This is a genomic window from Mesorhizobium sp. M1365 (assembly GCF_040317865.1).
Lineage (GTDB): Bacteria > Pseudomonadota > Alphaproteobacteria > Rhizobiales > Rhizobiaceae > Mesorhizobium.
The window spans coordinates 179,106-194,922 of record NZ_JAMYLG010000009.1 but is presented as its reverse complement, the minus strand read 5'-3'; the positions used below and the strand labels follow the sequence as shown (position 1 = coordinate 194,922).

Annotated in this window: 14 protein-coding genes and 1 riboswitch; of the genes, 13 read left to right on the top strand and 1 reads right to left on the bottom strand. The window is 66.8% G+C overall.

Features of this window, described 5'->3' with window-relative positions; all coding sequences use genetic code 11:
• Window positions 1-278 precede the first annotated feature (278 nt).
• From NKH04_RS14035 to NKH04_RS14000, 8 genes are all read left to right on the top strand, one after another.
• The gene (locus tag NKH04_RS14035; protein ID WP_353044472.1) at window positions 279-1,478 is read left to right on the top strand and encodes a winged helix-turn-helix domain-containing protein; all 1,200 of its coding nucleotides are present in this window, start codon (window positions 279-281) and stop codon (window positions 1,476-1,478) included.
• A 29-nt stretch (window positions 1,479-1,507) separates the two neighbouring features.
• A riboswitch (cobalamin riboswitch) is annotated at window positions 1,508-1,711 on the top strand.
• Window positions 1,712-1,749: 38 nt separating this feature from the next.
• Window positions 1,750-2,184 (top strand): DUF1636 family protein, encoded by a 435-nt coding sequence (locus NKH04_RS14030; protein WP_353044471.1) that lies wholly within the window; start codon window positions 1,750-1,752, stop codon window positions 2,182-2,184.
• A complete protein-coding gene (gene cobW, locus NKH04_RS14025) occupies window positions 2,181-3,221 on the top strand; it encodes a cobalamin biosynthesis protein CobW (RefSeq protein WP_353044470.1) in 1,041 nt (346 codons plus the stop codon). The genes NKH04_RS14030 and cobW overlap by 4 nt, the downstream gene beginning before the upstream one ends.
• 18 nt (window positions 3,222-3,239) lie before the next feature.
• Entirely contained in the window at window positions 3,240-6,899 is a 3,660-nt protein-coding gene (locus tag NKH04_RS14020) for a cobaltochelatase subunit CobN (protein ID WP_353044469.1), read from the top strand.
• Window positions 6,896-8,359, top strand: a complete 1,464-nt coding sequence (gene cobG, locus NKH04_RS14015) for a precorrin-3B synthase (RefSeq protein WP_353044468.1) — start codon at window positions 6,896-6,898, stop codon at window positions 8,357-8,359. The genes NKH04_RS14020 and cobG overlap by 4 nt, the downstream gene beginning before the upstream one ends.
• Entirely contained in the window at window positions 8,356-9,003 is a 648-nt protein-coding gene (locus NKH04_RS14010) for a precorrin-8X methylmutase (protein WP_353044467.1), read from the top strand. Before cobG ends, NKH04_RS14010 begins: the two co-directional genes overlap by 4 nt.
• Window positions 9,000-9,758 (top strand): precorrin-2 C(20)-methyltransferase, encoded by a 759-nt coding sequence (locus NKH04_RS14005; RefSeq protein ID WP_353044466.1) that lies wholly within the window; start codon window positions 9,000-9,002, stop codon window positions 9,756-9,758. The genes NKH04_RS14010 and NKH04_RS14005 overlap by 4 nt, the downstream gene beginning before the upstream one ends.
• On the top strand, window positions 9,755-10,519 hold the full coding sequence (locus tag NKH04_RS14000) for a precorrin-3B C(17)-methyltransferase (RefSeq protein WP_352539607.1): 765 nt from the start codon (window positions 9,755-9,757) through the stop codon (window positions 10,517-10,519). Before NKH04_RS14005 ends, NKH04_RS14000 begins: the two co-directional genes overlap by 4 nt.
• On the opposite strand, the gene NKH04_RS13995 is transcribed toward NKH04_RS14000, so the two are convergent.
• Window positions 10,483-11,268, bottom strand: coding sequence for a cobalt-precorrin-6A reductase (locus tag NKH04_RS13995; protein WP_353022381.1), 786 nt, complete (start codon window positions 11,266-11,268; stop codon window positions 10,483-10,485). The two genes, NKH04_RS14000 and NKH04_RS13995, sit on opposite strands and share 37 nt — an antisense overlap.
• Here NKH04_RS13995 and cbiE point away from each other — a divergent pair.
• From cbiE to NKH04_RS13970, 5 genes are read left to right on the top strand one after another with little or no spacing between them, the layout of a single operon-like run.
• On the top strand, window positions 11,267-12,508 hold the full coding sequence (gene cbiE, locus NKH04_RS13990; protein ID WP_353044465.1) for a precorrin-6y C5,15-methyltransferase (decarboxylating) subunit CbiE: 1,242 nt from the start codon (window positions 11,267-11,269) through the stop codon (window positions 12,506-12,508). The genes NKH04_RS13995 and cbiE overlap by 2 nt on opposite strands.
• Window positions 12,505-12,885: a cobalamin biosynthesis protein gene (locus NKH04_RS13985; protein WP_353044464.1), complete on the top strand. Its 381-nt coding sequence runs from the start codon at window positions 12,505-12,507 to the stop codon at window positions 12,883-12,885. The genes cbiE and NKH04_RS13985 overlap by 4 nt, the downstream gene beginning before the upstream one ends.
• Window positions 12,882-13,646: a precorrin-4 C(11)-methyltransferase gene (gene cobM, locus NKH04_RS13980; RefSeq protein WP_352539603.1), complete on the top strand. Its 765-nt coding sequence runs from the start codon at window positions 12,882-12,884 to the stop codon at window positions 13,644-13,646. The genes NKH04_RS13985 and cobM overlap by 4 nt, the downstream gene beginning before the upstream one ends.
• Complete coding sequence (gene cobA / locus NKH04_RS13975; RefSeq protein ID WP_353014898.1) at window positions 13,643-14,449, top strand: uroporphyrinogen-III C-methyltransferase; 807 nt, start codon at window positions 13,643-13,645, stop codon at window positions 14,447-14,449. Before cobM ends, cobA begins: the two co-directional genes overlap by 4 nt.
• Window positions 14,446-15,816, top strand: a complete 1,371-nt coding sequence (locus tag NKH04_RS13970; protein WP_353044463.1) for a cobyrinic acid a,c-diamide synthase CobB — start codon at window positions 14,446-14,448, stop codon at window positions 15,814-15,816. Before cobA ends, NKH04_RS13970 begins: the two co-directional genes overlap by 4 nt.
• Window position 15,817 lies beyond the last annotated feature (1 nt).

The following is a 15,817-nucleotide window of genomic DNA, read 5'->3' as shown; positions in this document are numbered from 1 at the left end:
GAAGCGTGACAGTTTAACCACTGAACCGTTTTAAGGGGGCTCTATGCTGCAACGCGGCGAGGGTTAGCGCAGCGCTTTCGGCGAAGCAAGTCAAACCTTGTTCAAATCGCGGTGCTGGACGGCATATCCGGGAAAACTGGTCCGATCCGCTCCTGTTTGATTTCCTTCACTTTTTACTCCACTTTTCTCTCCTGACATAGATGCCGCCAAAACCCTGCTAGCATGGCACGGAATCGTAGGTCATTTTCTCTGTCTAAGATCGTCCGGATGCCGCCTTCATGAAGGAAAAAATCTCGCGCGCCATGGCCCGTCGCATTGCGCTCGCGGCACAGGGATTCAATGACCCGCGCCCCACCGGCACGCCTGACCGACGGCATCTGGCCCGCGTGCTTGCCCGTACCGGCCTGCTGCAGATCGATTCCGTCAGCGCCGTGGTGCGCGCCCACTATATGCCGCTCTATTCGCGGCTTGGCCCCTACAAGCTGGCGCTGCTCGACGACGCCGCGGTAACGCGCAAGCGCATGGTCTTCGAATATTGGGCGCACGAAGCCTCGTTCTTGCCGGTCGGGACCTATCCATTGATGCGCTGGCGCATGCAGCGGGCCGAGGGCGGCGACGAAATGTACAGCGGACTGGCCAAATGGGGCCGCGAGCACGCCGCCTATATCGAAGACATCTATCGCGAGGTCGCCGAACGAGGCCCGATCGCGGCGTCGGCTTTCGAAGGGCAGAAGGGTTCGGGCGGCTGGTGGGGCTGGAGCCATGCCAAGCACGCCTTCGAATGGCTGTTCTGGGCCGGCCGCATCACCACGGCGCATCGCCGCGGCTTCGAGCGGTTCTACGATCTGCCGGAGCGCGTGCTGCCGCCAACAATACTGAGTCTGCCAACGCCCTCCACCGAAGACGCTCACCGCGAATTGCTGCGCATCTCGGCCCGTGCCCACGGTATCGCCACGGCAGGCGACCTGCGCGACTATTTCCGTCTCTCGCCCGCCGACATCAAGGGCCGGATCGAGGAGCTGGTCGAGTCCGGCGACCTGTTGCCGGTGAGCGTCGAAGGTTGGAGCAAAACAGCCTATCTCCACAAGGACGCCCGTTTGCCGCGCAGGATCGAGGCGCGCGCCTTGCTCGCGCCGTTCGATCCTGTCGTCTTCGAACGATCGCGCACCGAGCGGTTGTTCGACTTCCACTACCGCATCGAGATCTACACGCCGGCCGAAAAGCGCCGGTATGGCTATTATGTGCTGCCATTCCTGCTCGGCGACAGCGTCGTCGGGCGCGTTGACCTCAGGGCCGACCGTCCGGCCGGCGTATTGCGCGTCCATGCCGCCTATGCGGAGCCCGGCGCCCCGCCACAAACCGCTGCCGAACTCTTCAAGGAATTGAAGCAGATGCAGGGCTGGCTCGGGCTTGAGCGCATCGAGGTGACCGCTGCCGGCGATTTGGGCCGGCCGCTCGCGGACATCGCCGCGCCATAGACGTGCGTTGACACGACTGCCTCCACAAGCCTAAATCCGTTCCAGACGGTCCCCTGCCCGCAACGGCAGGGGCCAAGAGGGAATGCGGTGCGAAATCTCGATTTCAAATCCGCGGCTGTCCCCGCAACTGTAAGCGACGAGCCAAGGCCGAAAACCACTGGGATATTCCCGGGAAGGCGGCACCCAGGCGATGACCCGCGAGCCAGGAGACCTGCCGTCTAGGACATAAGAATCCGATCGCCTGGCGGGTTTTCCGGGCAAGGAGCCTGATTTGGAACGCGACAGCAGTTTTCCGGCTGAGACAGCGGATTTATTGTCCGGCCATGGTGATTCCCCGGCCGGCGTTACCGTCATCGTCTGCTCGTCCTGCCGTGACGAGACCGGTTCGGACGCTCATCCGCGCGCCGGCGAACTGCTCGCAGAGGACACGCGCCGCGCTGCTTCCAGCGAAAACATCAAAATCCGCACCGTCGAATGCCTCGGCAATTGCAAGCGCCGGCTCAGCGCGGCCATGCTGCGCGACGGCTGCTGGAGTTACGTCTTCGGTGATCTGACCACGACCAGCGGCGCCGATCTCGTCACCGGGGCAAAGCTGTTCGCCACCTCGACGGATGGGCTCATTCCATGGCGCGGCCGTCCCGATTGCCTGAAGCGCGGCCTGGTTGCCCGCATCCCTCCCCTTGACCATTTGAAGGACCTGACATGACCGCTGCCTCCCTTTCGCGCGTTCCCTGCACCGTGGTCACCGGCTTTCTCGGCGCCGGCAAGACGACGTTGATCCGCCATTTGCTCGAAAACGCCAAAGGCAAGCGCCTGGCCATCATCGTCAACGAGTTCGGCGACATCGGCATCGACGGCGAGATCCTGAAGGGCTGCGGCATCGACACCTGCCCCGAGGAAAACATCGTCGAGCTGGCCAACGGTTGCATCTGCTGCACCGTCGCCGATGATTTCGTCCCGGCGCTGGACCAGATCCTGTCGCTGACGCCGAGGGTCGACCACATCCTGATCGAGACATCCGGCCTCGCTTTGCCCAAGCCGCTGGTCCAGGCCTTCCAGTGGCCGTCGGTGAAAAGCCGCGTGACGGTGGACGGCGTCATTGCCGTGGTCGACGGACCGGCGCTGGCTGATGGCCGCGTAGCCAACGACATGGACGCCCTGCAGGCGCAGCGCGCGCAGGACGAGACGCTCGACCATGACGATCCGGTCGAGGAAGTGTTCGAAGACCAGCTCGCCTGCGCCGACTTGATCATCCTGTCGAAGAGCGACCTGATGGACGCAGCCGGCGCGGCCCGTGCCAATGCCGTCATCGGCAAGCACGTTGCGCGGGCGGTGAAGATCGTACCGACTTCGCAAGGCAAGGTCGACCCGTCGGTGCTGCTCGGCCTCGGCCTCGCCGTCGAGGACGACATCGAGAACCGCAAGACCCACCACGACGACGAGCTCGACCACGAACATGACGATTTTGACTCGTTCGTCATCGACATCGCGTCCGTGTCCAACCCGGACGAGCTCGCACAACGCGTCGCCACGGCGGCGGAGGAAGAAAACGTGTTGCGCGTCAAGGGTTTCGTCGAAGTCGGCGGCAAGCCGATGCGGCTCCTGCTGCAGGCCGTCGGTCCGCGCGTCAACCACTATTACGACCGCGCCTGGACCGCTGAAGACGACCGCCGCTCGCGCCTCGTCGTCATCGGCCTGAAAGGGCTGAACCGCCCGGCCATCGAGCGTATCCTCGCCGGCTGACCCCAGGTACGAGCCGCGATGCACATCCTCACCACCACATCCGCCTCGCTCGACGATCTCGCCGAGCCTGTCGATCTCAGGCAAACGCCTGCGGATGTCGTGGCGCTGTCCTTCACCGACAGCGACCTGGCCGGGCTGGCGGCGGCGTGGAAGGCAGATGCGCACCGCCTGCCGTCGATGCGGCTCGCCGCCTTGCGCGACCTGCGCCATCCGATGTCCGTCGACCTGTGGATCGACAGTGTCGCCCGCCACGCCAAGGTCATTCTGGTCCGCATCCTCGGCGGCTATGACTGGTGGCGCTATGGCTGCGACCAGCTCGCCGCTATCGCGCGAAATCGCGGTATCAAGCTGGCGCTCCTACCGGGCGAGAGCCACGACGAGGATTTGCGACTGATCGAAGGCTCGACGCTGCCGCGCGAGGAGTTGGACGCCCTGCTTGGCTACTTCCGCGAGGGCGGGCCGGCAAATATGACGGCGCTGGTGCAGAGGCTGGCAAGTCTCGCTGGATCGGGTGCGGCGGTAGCCGAACCTGTTAGCGTGCCAAAGGCGGGATTTTACGAGCCGGGACTGGGGGTCGTAGAACGCGGTGTCCCCCTCCCCCTCGAGGGGAGGGCCCGGCCGCAGGCCGGGGGTGGGGTCCTCTCCGAAGCGCGCCTGCACAAAACGTCGAGCACTGCCGTGACGACCCCACCCGGCCCTGCGGGTCCCCTCGAGGGGAAGGGGGACGTCGTGCCAATTCTCTTCTACCGTTCGATGCTGCTCGCGGCCGATGTCGCGCCCATCGACGCGCTTTTCGAAGCCCTGCGCCACCGCGGCATGGCTCCCGTGCCTATGTTCGTCTCCAGCCTCAAGGACCCGGCGTCGCTCGCCTTTGTCGCAACCGCGCTCGCAACCCTGAAGCCTGCCGCCATCATCACCGCCACAGCTTTCGCCTCGGGTGCCGAGCCCGGCGTTGAAACCCTGTTCGACCGCGCCGGCGTGCCCGTGTTCCAGGTCATCGTCGCAACCACCCGCCGCGACATCTGGCAAACCAATCAGCGCGGCCTGGCGCCCGCCGACCTTGCCATGCATGTCGTCCTGCCCGAGCTCGACGGCCGCATCCTGGCCGGCGCCATTTCATTCAAGGGCGAAAGCGAAACCGACCCGGCGCTGGCCTTCCGCGCCTTCGCCAACCGGCCTGAGCCCGACCGCGTGGCGCAAGTGGCGAACCGTGTCGAGGCCTTCGTGCGCCTGCAGCGGTCGCCGCGTGCGGAGCGCAAGCTCGCCATCCTGATCCCCGACTATCCGAGCGCCCCCGGTCGCACCGGCTACGCGGTTGGTCTCGACGTGCCGTCCAGCGTCCTGGCAATGCTGCACGACCTCAGCGAACAGGGCTACGCCGTTGAAAGCATTCCGCAAACACCGCGCGAGTTGCTGGAGACGCTGGAAAAGGGCGGCCATGGGCTGGCATTGAAGGAGTATTTGACCTTCTCGACGGAATTGCCGCCGTCGGCCATCGCTGCGGTGGAAGCCGCATGGGGAAATCCAGAAGATGAGACAGGTTTGTGCGAAGCACCCCCCTCTGTCCTGCCGGACATCTCCCCCTCAAGGGGGGAGATTAGCAGTTCCGCCACCGGCTCTCCCTTAAGGCCCTCGGTAATTGGCGAAAGTAGAGACAACAGCGCAATCTCCCCCCTTGAGGGGGAGATGTCCGGCAGGACAGAGGGGGGCGCGACAGAACGCCAATCTTCGCTGCTGGTCAGCGAAAAACAATTCCCCTTCCGCGCAGCCACCTTCGGCAACGTCACCGTGGCACTCGCACCTGACCGCGGGCGCTCAGCCGACCGCCGCGCCGACTATCACGACCCGACGCTGCCGCCGCGCCATGCGCTGGTCGCCTTTGGCCTCTGGCTGCGCAAGTCGCTCGGCATCCATGCAATTGTCCATGTCGGCGCCCATGGCACGCTGGAGTGGCTGCCCGGCAAGACCGTGGCGCTCAGTGAAAACTGCTTTCCCGAGATAGTCACCGGTCCCCTGCCCGTCATCTATCCCTTCATCGTCTCCAACCCGGGAGAGGCAGCGCAGGCCAAGCGGCGCATTGCCGCCGTCACGCTCGGCCATCTGCCGCCGCCGCTGACCGGCGCCGGGCTGGACGAAAACCAGCACAGGCTTGAACGACTGGTTGACGAATATGCCCAAGCCGACGGGCTCGACCGCCGCCGCCGCGACCGCCTGGCGAAGCTGATCGTCGAGACGGCGGAAAAGACCGGCCTCGCCTCAGAGGCAGGCGTCGCCAGGACCGACGCAGCCGACGAGGCTTTGCGCCGCATCGACGCCTGGCTCTGCGATCTCAAGGATTTCGCCATCAAGGACGGCCTGCACATTTATGGCCGCTCGCCGGAAGGCGAGGCTGATCCGGTACGGCGGCAAAGTGCGGCAGCTGAAAGAACCGCGCTGCTTGCCGCCCTCGACGGCCGCCACGTCGCTGCCGGTCCGGCCGGTGCGCCGGCGCGTGGCCGGAGCGATGTGCTGCCCACCGGCCGCAATTTGTTTACCGCCGACCCGCGCACCATGCCGACGCCGACCGCCTATGATCTGGGCAAGGTGGCAGCGGAAGAAGTGGTCCGCAGCTACATGCAATCGCATGGCGACTGGCCGCGCTCGCTGGTCATCGACCTGTGGGGCTCGGCCTCGCTGCGCACCGGCGGTGAGGAGATCGCGCAAGGCCTGGCGCTGATGGGCTGCCGGCCGCAATGGGATTCCGCCACCGGCCGCATCACCGGCATAGATGTGCTGCCGCCGGCAACACTCGGCCGTCCGCGCATCGATGTCACCTGGCGCATATCGGGCCTGTTCCGCGACATGTTCCCGACCCAGATCGCGCTGATCGACGCCGCGGCCAACGCGGTGGCGACCCGCGACGAGGACGATTCGGAAAACCCGCTGGCGGCCAGGACCCGCACCGATGGAAAGATCAGCCCGCGCATTTTCGGCACCTCGCCGGGCACTTACGGCGCGGGCGTCGAGGACTTGTTGTCGAGCGGCGACTGGGCCGCGCGCGAAGAGATCGGCCGCACCTATCTCGCCGCAACCTCGCACGCCTATGGCGGCTCCGAGGGCAAAGGCATTTCGGCGCCCGGCGCGTTCGAGGAACGCCTCGCCGAGGCCGACCTTCTGGTTCATACCGGCGACGACCCCGGCCGCGACATCCTCGAAGGCTCGGCCGACGTCGCCTTCATCGGCGGCTTTTCGGCAGCGCTTGCCGCGCTCGGCAAGAACGCCGACGTGATCGTGCTCGACACCACGGACCCGCAAAAGCCCAAGCCGCGCTCGATCAGTGAGGCCGTATCCCGGGTAGTTCGCGCCCGCGCGGTCAACCCGCGCTTCATCGCCGGCCAGCTGCGGCACGGGCCGCGCGGCGCCTCGGAATTCGCCGAGACGGTCGACCGGCTGGTCGGCTTTGCCGAGACTACCCATGCCATATCGGGCACGCTGATCGAGGCGGTGCACGACGCCTATCTTGGCGACCCCGTGGTGCGCGCCTTCATCCTGCGCGAGAACCCGGCGGCGGCGAAGGTGATCGCCGAGCGTTTGCTGTCGGCACGGCGGCGCGGGCTCTGGCATCCGCTGCGCAATTCGATCGATGACGATCTCGCCGCACTGATTGCCGAAGCGCAAGCGCTGGGAGTGGCGGCATGAACGCTTTCTCGCGCCGTGGCGCCTGCCCCGCTTTGTCGGCGCCGATGCAGACCGGCGACGGGCTGCTGGTGCGGCTCAATCCGGTCGCTGGAGGACTGTTGCCGAAGTCGTTGATCGGACTCTGCGAATTCGCCTTGCGCCATGGCAACGGTATCATGGAAGTGACCGCCCGCGGCAGCCTGCAGATCCGCGGCCTGACGCCGGCAAGCGCGCGGCTGCTGGCGATGGAGGTCGATGCGCTCGGCATCGCGGTGCGCACCGGCGTGCCGGTCGAGACCGGCCCGCTGGCCGGGCTCGACCAGGAGGAGATAGCCGACCCGCGCCCAATGGCGCAGCGGATTCGGGCGGCAATTGAGGACGCCGGTGTTACGCAACGCCTTGGCCCGAAGGTGTCGGTGATTGTTGACGGCGGCGGGCAGCTGACAATGGATGCGGTTACGGCCGATGTCAGGCTGGTCGGGGTGCGGGCCGCCGACGGAATTAAGTGGCGGGTATCGCTCGCCGGAGATGCGCAGGGTGCCACGCGGCTGGCGATGTCCGAGGAAGATGCGGCTTGTGACATCGCTGTCGCCATTCTCAGGATGGTTGCCGAAAAGGGCCGCGATGCCCATGCGCGGGATTTGACGGCGAGGCAGCTGAGATCCCTCGCAAGTTGGCGATCCGTCGCGCCCCCCTCTGTCCTGCCGGACATCTCCCCCACAAGGGGGGAGATTGCGCCCTCCTCTCGGCTTTCGCCTATCACCCGAGGTCCTGAGCCGCCGCTGAAGCTGCCGATCTCCCCCCAAGTGGGGGAGATGTCCGGCAGGACAGAGGGGGGCGCGAAGGATCGCCGGCCCATCGGAATTTTCGATCTGGCAGCCGGCAGTACCTCCCTCGGCATCGGCCTGCCGTTCGGCAGCATACCAGCGCAAAAACTTATCGATCTCACCCAACACGCCCTCACCCTCGGCACCACCGAAATCCGCCTGGCGCCGGGTCGCGCGCTGCTTTTGCTTGGCCTCTCCCCAGCCGCATGTCTTTCCCTCCAGAAAACCGCCGCAGCCCTCGGCTTTGTCACCGACGGAGCCGATCCGCGCACCAGGATCGCCACCTGCCCCGGCGCACCCGCCTGCGCCTCCGGCCGGATCGCCACCCGCGACATCGCCGAGATCATCGCTACAGAAAACCGCGACATCCTTGATTCCTCGCTGACGCTGCACATCTCAGGCTGCACCAAGGGTTGCGCCCATCCCGGTCCGGCGGCGCTGACCCTGGTCGGTGGCGAAAACGGAGCCGGACTTGTCGTGGACGGGACGGCAAAGGCATTGCCCGCCGGATACAGGCCGGGCTACGACGCCGCGCACGGCATCGGCCGCATTGCAGCGGCGATCCGCAGCGCACGACATCCCGGCGAAACCGCTGCCGCCTGCCTGGCAAGGCTCGGCGCGGCCGGCATCACCGAAATCTATCGACAGGAATGAGCATGCCCGCCCAGAACGCCTACGACTACATCCGTGATGGCACGGCGATCTACGAGCGCTCCTTCGCCATTATCCGCGCCGAGGCCGACCTGTCGCGCTTTTCCGAAGCCGAGGCCGAAATCGCTATCCGCATGATCCACGCCTGCGGCCAGGTCGACGCTGCGCGACACTTCGTTTTCTCGAGCGATTTCGTCGCCGCCGCGCGCACGGCGTTGCGGGCCGGCGCGCCGATCTTCTGCGACGCGCAGATGGTCTCGCATGGCGTCACGCGCGCCCGGCTTCCGGCCGGCAACGAGGTGATCTGTACGCTGCGCGATCCACGGACAGCCGACATCGCGAAAAAGATCGGCAACACCCGCTCGGCCGCCGCGATCGACCTGTGGGGCGAGCGCATGGCCGGTTCGGTCGTCGCCATCGGCAATGCGCCGACAGCCCTTTTCTATCTGCTGGAAAAGCTGCGCGACGGCGCCCCGAAGCCGGCGGCGATCATCGGCATGCCGGTCGGGTTTGTCGGCGCCGCTGAATCGAAAGATGCGCTGGCCGAAAATTCCTATGGCGTGCCTTACGCCATCGTGCGCGGCCGGCTGGGCGGCAGCGCCATGACCGCCGCCGCACTCAATGCATTGGCGAGGCCGGGCCTATGAATGCGATTGCAAAAGGCAGGCTTGTCGGCGTCGGCACCGGACCCGGCGACCCGGAACTCTTGACGCTGAAGGCAGTGCGCGCGCTGGCCGCGGCCGATGTCGTCGCGCATTTCGCTAAGCGCGGCAACAACAGCAACGCGCGCGCCATTGTCGGCGCGCATTTTCGCCCTAATCTGATCGAGCTGCCGCTGCTCTATCCGGTGACGACCGAGATCGACAAGGACCACAGCGATTACCGGTCGCAGATAACGGATTTCTACGAGCAGTCGGCCGAAAAGGTCGCCGAGCACCTCAGCGCCGGCAGGATGGTCGCGGTGCTTTCGGAAGGCGATCCGCTTTTCTACGGCTCCTACATGCATCTTCATGTCCGGCTGGCGCACCGCTTTCCGAGCGAAGTCATTCCCGGCGTCACCGCCATGTCCGGCTGCTGGTCGGCGACCGGCCTGCCGATCGTCCAGGGCGACGACGTGCTGACGGTGCTGCCGGGCACCATGAGCGAATTCGAGCTGACGCGTCGCCTCGCCGACACCGACGCTGCGGTGATCATGAAGGTCGGCCGCAACCTGCCCAAGATCAGGCGCGCGCTGGAGGCAACCGACAAGCTGGCGCGGGCCATCTATGTCGAGCGCGGCACCATGCCGGGCGGCGTCTCGATGCGGCTGGTCGATAAAAAGGACGACCAGGCGCCTTATTTCGCCATCGTGCTGGTGGCCGGCTGGTCGGGCCGGCCAAGCGCATTGAAAGCCGAAGCATGAGCGGCCGCCTCACTGTCATCGGCCTCGGGCCCGGCAACGCCGACCAGGTGACGCCGGAGGCAAGCCGCGCCGTTGCCGAGGCAAAATTCTTCTACGGCTATAAACCCTATCTCGACCGGCTCGATCTGCGCCCCGACCAGATTCGCGTCGCTTCCGACAATCGCGAGGAACTCGCGCGCTCCAGGGACGCGCTGCTGAAGGCTGTGGAAGGCCACGATGTCGCCGTCGTGTCGGGCGGCGATCCCGGCGTCTTCGCCATGGCCGCGGCCGTCTGCGAGGCGATAGAGGCGGGCCCACCCGAATGGCGCGCGGTCGACATCGCCATCGTGCCCGGTATCACCGCCATGCTCGCCGTCGCCGCCCGCATCGGCGCGCCGCTCGGCCATGATTTCTGCGCCATCTCCCTGTCCGACAATCTGAAGCCGTGGGACCTGATCGAGCTACGCCTGCTGGCGGCAGCCGGCGCCGGCTTCGTAATCGCGCTCTACAACCCGATCAGCAAGGCGCGCCCATGGCAGCTAGGCCGCGCCTTCGAATGCCTTGCTGCGATCCTGCCCGGCACCACGCCGGTGATCTTCGGCCGTGCCGCCGGCCGTCCCGACGAGCGCATCGAGGTTTTTCTGCTGGCCGACGCCGATGCCGCGAAGGCCGACATGTCGACCTGCATCATCATCGGCTCGCCGGAAACCAGAATCATCAAGCGGGGTGACAAGGCCGCGCTGGTCTACACGCCGCGTTCGGCAGCGGGCCCAAGAACATGACCGACCAGAAAATGATCGACCATCGCGGCAAGAGATTCGACGGTCTCAGCCGACGTGACGTCCGGCAGCGCCGGCCTGCGGATCATCACCACCTCGATTCCCAGCGCTCGCGCCGCCGCGATCTTGCCGTAGGTCGCCTCGCCGCCGCTGTTTTTGGAAACAACGACTTCGATGTGGTGTTGCAGAAGCAGTGCATGTTCGTCGACTTCCCGAAACGGCCCGCGCGCCAAGAGATAGGTCGCATCGGGCACAGCGAGCCTGGGCTCGACCGGGTCGACACTGCGGATGAGATAATGATGCTGGGGAGCGGCCTTGAAGGCAGCGACCTCCTGTCGCCCGAGCGCCAGGAACACGCGGCGCGGCACCGATCCCAGAGCCGTCACCGCGCTGGCAACGGTGTCGACCAACATCCAGCGATCACCTTCGACCGCCTCCCATCCGGGACGCCTGAGCGCAACGATAGGCACGCCGGTCATGCGCGCTGCTTCCGCCGCATTGGCAGAGATTCGCGCCGCATAGGGATGCGTGGCGTCGATCAGCAGGTCGATCTTGTTCTGGCGGAGATACGCCGCCAGCCCGCCGGCACCGCCGAAGCCGCCGACCCGCACCGGCACCCCCTGCGCGGCCGGGTTTTCGGTGCGGCCGGCCAGCGACAGCATGACCGAAATATCCGCGCGCGCGGCCAGCTTTCCGGCCATTTGCCGGGCTTCCGTGGTTCCGCCGAGGATCAGAATGCGGTGGGTCGTCATGCCTGCTGAAGCTCCGCGCGGCGCCAAGCTCACCTCAAAGTGGCTCACGATCATCGGCATCGGCGAGGACGGTGTAGCGGGTCTCGGCGACGAGGCCAAGCGGTTGATCGCGGAGGCCGAATTCGTCTTCGGCGGCAAGCGCCACCTTGCCCTCGTCGCGTCGCTCGCCAAAGGTGAAGCGCGCGCCTGGCCGACACCTTTCGATGCCGAGATGCGCGACGTGCTGGCGCTCTCCGGCAGACGCGTCTGCGTGCTGGCCTCCGGCGATCCCCTCTACCACGGTGTCGGCGTCACCCTCGCCCGCAAGGTCGCGGCAGAGGGTATGCGGGTGATCCCCGCGCCCTCGGCCTTTTCGCTGGCCGCCTCACGCCTGGGCTGGGCGCTGCAGGACGTCGAGACCATTTCGCTGCATGGCCGCTCGCTCGACCTGATCCGGCCGTTGCTGCATCCTTGCACCCGCATTCTCGCGCTGACCTCGGACAGCGATGCACCGGGAGCGATTGCCCGTCTGCTGACAGAGCTCGGCTTCGGCGCCTCGCAGCTGACCGTTCTGGAGGCGCTGGGTGGGCCGAACGAAAGCCTGCGCTCGGCGAGCGCCGGCACTTTCGACCTCGAAAAGATCAACCCGCTCAACGTGCTCGCGATCGAAGTTGAATCGACTTCGCAAGCGCGCATCGTGCCGCTGACAGCGGGACTTGCCGATCATTTGTTCGAGCATGACGGCCAGATCACCAAGCGCGAAGTGCGCGCCGTCACCCTGTCCGCTCTCGCGCCAAGACGCGGCGAACTGCTGTGGGACATCGGCGCCGGATCGGGCTCCATCGGCATCGAATGGATGCTGGCGCATCCTTCCATGCGTGCGATCGCCGTTGAGGCCGATCCGGCCCGCGCCGCGCGCATCCGACGCAACGCCGCGGCTTGCGGCGTTCCCGGTCTTGCCGTCGTTGAAGGTTCGGCACCGCAAGCGCTTGCCGGACTGGAAACGCCGGCGGCGATCTTCATCGGCGGCGGCGGCAGCGATGCCGGCGTACTGGAAAGAGCCATCGATGCCTTGCCTGCCGGCGGGCGCCTCGTCGCCAACGCAGTAACCCTGGAGATGGAGGCGCTGCTGCTTTCCCGTCACGCTGCGCTCGGAGGCGAGCTTACCCGCATCGCTATATCCCGTGCTTCGCCGGTTGGTTCGATGCAGGCGTGGCGGCCGGCTATGCCGGTCACTCGATGGAGCTGGGTGAAGCCATGATGGTCGCGGGCATCGGCAGCCGCAAAGGCGTCAGCGCGCGCGACGTGCTTACCGCGGTAGAAACCGCGCTGGAAGCGCACGGGCTTGCCCTGCCCGCGCTTTCAGCCCTCGCGACCGCGTCTCTCAAGCAGGATGAAGCGGCAATCTTCGCCGCCGGACGCGAACTCCGCCTTCCGGTAATCGTTGTCGGGCAGGACGAACTCAAAGCCGCATCTACGACCAGCCGTTCCGACCTATCGCAGGAGCATGCCGGCACGCCGTCAGTTTCCGAAGCCTCGGCGCTTGCCGTCGCCGGCAAAGGCGCAAAACTGCTCGGGCCGCGCACCGTGCTCGGCGCTGTCACTTGCGCCATCGCCATCAGCGGAGAGGCGGCATGACCGTTCACTTCATCGGTGCCGGCCCGGGTGCTGCCGACCTCATCACCTTGCGCGGCAGCCGCCTGCTCGGCAGTTGTCCCGTCTGCCTCTATGCCGGATCGATCGTCGCGCCCGAGCTGTTGCAGCACTGCGCGCCCGGAACGAGGTTGATCGACACCGCGCCGATGTCGCTCGACGAGATCGAGGCCGAATATCTGGCCGCCCACGCGGCCGGCAATGATGTCGCCCGCCTCCATTCCGGCGATCTTTCGGTGTGGAGCGCCGTTGCCGAGCAGATCCGCCGGTTGGAAAAGCACGGCATTCCCTACACGCTGACGCCGGGCGTGCCGTCATTCGCCGCTGCGGCGGCAGCGCTGCGCCGCGAGCTGACCATTCCAGAAGTCGCGCAAAGCCTGGTGTTGACCCGAATCTCCGGCCGCGCCTCGAAAATGCCGCCCGGCGAAACGCTGGCCGGCTTCGGCCGCACCGGCGCCACGCTGGCCATCCACCTTGCCATCCACGCCATCGACCGCGTCGTCGCCGAGCTGACGCCGCATTGCGGCGCCGACTGCCCGGTCGCGGTCGTCTTCCGTGCCTCCTGGCCGGACGAGCGCGTGCTGACCGGCACGCTGGCCACCATCGAGGCGCAATTGGCCGCCGATCCGATGGAACGCACGGCAATCATCTTCGTCGGCCGCTCGCTGGCGGCCGAAGGCTTTGGCGAAAGTTCACTGTATGACGCGCATTACCAGCGGCGCTTTCGCGGACGGGACGGATTGTGAGCGGCAGCAATAGAAACACTACGGTCGAGCAGGCGCTCACCCGGCTGAACTTCAAGCCGCGCCAGCTGGAGCCCGGTCACGTCTGGCTAGCCGGCGCCGGCGCTGGCGATCCCGGCTGCCTGACGCTGGAAGTGCTAGCCGCCCTCGGACAGTGCGACGCGCTGGTTTATGACGCGCTGGTCTCGCCAGAAGTCGTCGCTGTCGCCGAGGGCGCGGAACTGTTCTATGCCGGCAAACGCGGCGGCAAGCCGTCGATGAAGCAGGACGACATCACCGCTCTGCTGGTCCGGCTGGCGCGCGAGGGCCGGCGCGTCGTCAGGCTGAAGGGCGGCGACCCCTATATTTTCGGGCGTGGCGGCGAAGAGGCGCTGGCGCTGGCCGGGGAAACTATCCCGTTCCGCATCCTGCCTGGCCTGACGTCCGGCCTCAGCGCGCTGGCCGCGACCGGCATTCCCGGCACCATGCGCGGCATCAACAAGGCGCTGATCCTGGCGACCGGCCATGCCGCCGGCACCGATGATGATCTCGACTGGGCGGCAATCGCCCGCACCGGCCAGCCGGTGGTCATCTATATGGGCATGGCCAACCTGCCGCTGATCGCCGCTTCGCTGATCGAGGGCGGCCTGCCACCTTCGACGCCCGCCGCGGTCATCGTTGCCGCGACGACGCCGCAGGAGCGTATCGTCGTCGCCACGCTCGCCACGATTGCGGAAGAGGCAGCGGCCGCCGGTCTGACCTCGCCGGCGCTGATCGTCGTCGGCGGGATCGTCGGGATGCGCGCGGCACTGGCGGGTGAGCCATGACCCGCGCCATCATCATCGGCGCGCCGCGCTCGGGCTCGGGCAAGACCAGCGTCACCATCGGCATTCTACGCGCCCTCGCCCGGCGCGGCCTGAAAGTGCGCGGCGCCAAATCCGGCCCGGACTATATCGATCCCGGCTTCCACACCGCCGCCACCGGGTTGTCCGGCATCAATCTCGACAGTTGGGCAATGCCGCCCGCCCTGCTCAACGCACTGGCCGGCGAAGCGACCGAGGACGCCGACTTCATCTTCCTCGAAAGCGCCATGGGCCTGTTCGACGGGATCCCTGCTGCTCCGGGCCGTTCCGGCTCGGCCGCCGATCTCGCCCGGCTCTATGGCCTGCCGGTGCTGCTGGTGCTCGACGTCTCCGGACAGTCGACCACGGCGGCGGCCGTCGCCAAGGGCTTTGCTATTTATGACCCCGATGTGCGCATGGCCGGGGTCGTGCTCAACCGGCTGGGCAGCGAGCGCCACCGCCGGCTATGCGGCGATGCCATCGAGGCACTTGGCCTGCCTGTCGTCGGCGCCATCCTGCGCGATCCCTCGCTCAACCTGCCCGAGCGCCATCTCGGCCTCGTCCAGGCCGGCGAATATGAGAATCTGATGGCGCATCTCGACCGGCTGGCCGACATGGTCGAGCGCTCGCTCGATCTCGAGGCCATCATGGCGCTGGCGGCGCCATTCACGCCCGCGCCGGGCAATTTCGACGACGCGCTGCCGCCGCCCGGCCAGCGCATCGCATTGGCCGAGGACGCCGCCTTCACCTTCCTCTATCCGCACGTTGCCGCGCATTGGCGCAAGGCCGGCGCCGAGATCGTTCCGTTCTCGCCGCTCACCGATGAGGCGCCAGGCGACGATTGCGATGTCTGCTGGCTGCCCGGCGGCTATCCCGAGCTTCATGCCGGCCGCCTCGCGGCCGCGGCGAATTTCAGGGCGGGCATGGCGAGGTTCGCCGCCACGCGGCCGGTGCACGGCGAGTGCGGCGGCTTCATGGTGTTGGGCGAAGCGCTCGAGGACGCGTCGGGCGAGACGCATCGGATGCTTGGCCTCCTCGGCCATTCGACCAGCTTCGCCAAGCGCAAGATGAATCTCGGCTACCGCGAGGCGCGGCTGCGTTCCGGGTGTCCGCTCGGCGGCCGAGGCACGCTGATCCGCGGCCATGAATTCCACTACGCGCAGATGATTGCGACCGGCAATGACGAGCCGCTGGCCGACCTCGCCGACGGACAAGGCAACCCGCTCGGCGCCTCCGGCTACCGGCGCGGCAATGTCAGCGGCACGTTCTTCCATGCCATTGCGAGGGGCGAGAGCATGATTCCGAACCGAAGGACCGCATTAGCGATAAGTGCTAGCCGGTTTTCGGAATAGA

Bases quoted from the DNA above. Each gene is read 5' to 3' on its own strand.
- NKH04_RS14035 (WP_353044472.1), top strand. From the start codon at position 279: ATGAAGGAAAAAATCTCGCGCGCCATGGCCCGTCGCATTGCGCTCGCG.
- cobW (WP_353044470.1), top strand. From the start codon at position 2,181: ATGACCGCTGCCTCCCTTTCGCGCGTTCCCTGCACCGTGGTCACCGGC.
- NKH04_RS14020 (WP_353044469.1), top strand. From the start codon at position 3,240: ATGCACATCCTCACCACCACATCCGCCTCGCTCGACGATCTCGCCGAG.
- cobG (WP_353044468.1), top strand. From the start codon at position 6,896: ATGAACGCTTTCTCGCGCCGTGGCGCCTGCCCCGCTTTGTCGGCGCCG.
- NKH04_RS14010 (WP_353044467.1), top strand. From the start codon at position 8,356: ATGAGCATGCCCGCCCAGAACGCCTACGACTACATCCGTGATGGCACG.
- NKH04_RS14005 (WP_353044466.1), top strand. From the start codon at position 9,000: ATGAATGCGATTGCAAAAGGCAGGCTTGTCGGCGTCGGCACCGGACCC.
- NKH04_RS14000 (WP_352539607.1), top strand. From the start codon at position 9,755: ATGAGCGGCCGCCTCACTGTCATCGGCCTCGGGCCCGGCAACGCCGAC.
- cbiE (WP_353044465.1), top strand. From the start codon at position 11,267: ATGCCTGCTGAAGCTCCGCGCGGCGCCAAGCTCACCTCAAAGTGGCTC.
- NKH04_RS13995 (WP_353022381.1), bottom strand. From the start codon at position 11,268: ATGACGACCCACCGCATTCTGATCCTCGGCGGAACCACGGAAGCCCGG.
- NKH04_RS13985 (WP_353044464.1), top strand. From the start codon at position 12,505: ATGATGGTCGCGGGCATCGGCAGCCGCAAAGGCGTCAGCGCGCGCGAC.
- cobM (WP_352539603.1), top strand. From the start codon at position 12,882: ATGACCGTTCACTTCATCGGTGCCGGCCCGGGTGCTGCCGACCTCATC.
- NKH04_RS13970 (WP_353044463.1), top strand. From the start codon at position 14,446: ATGACCCGCGCCATCATCATCGGCGCGCCGCGCTCGGGCTCGGGCAAG.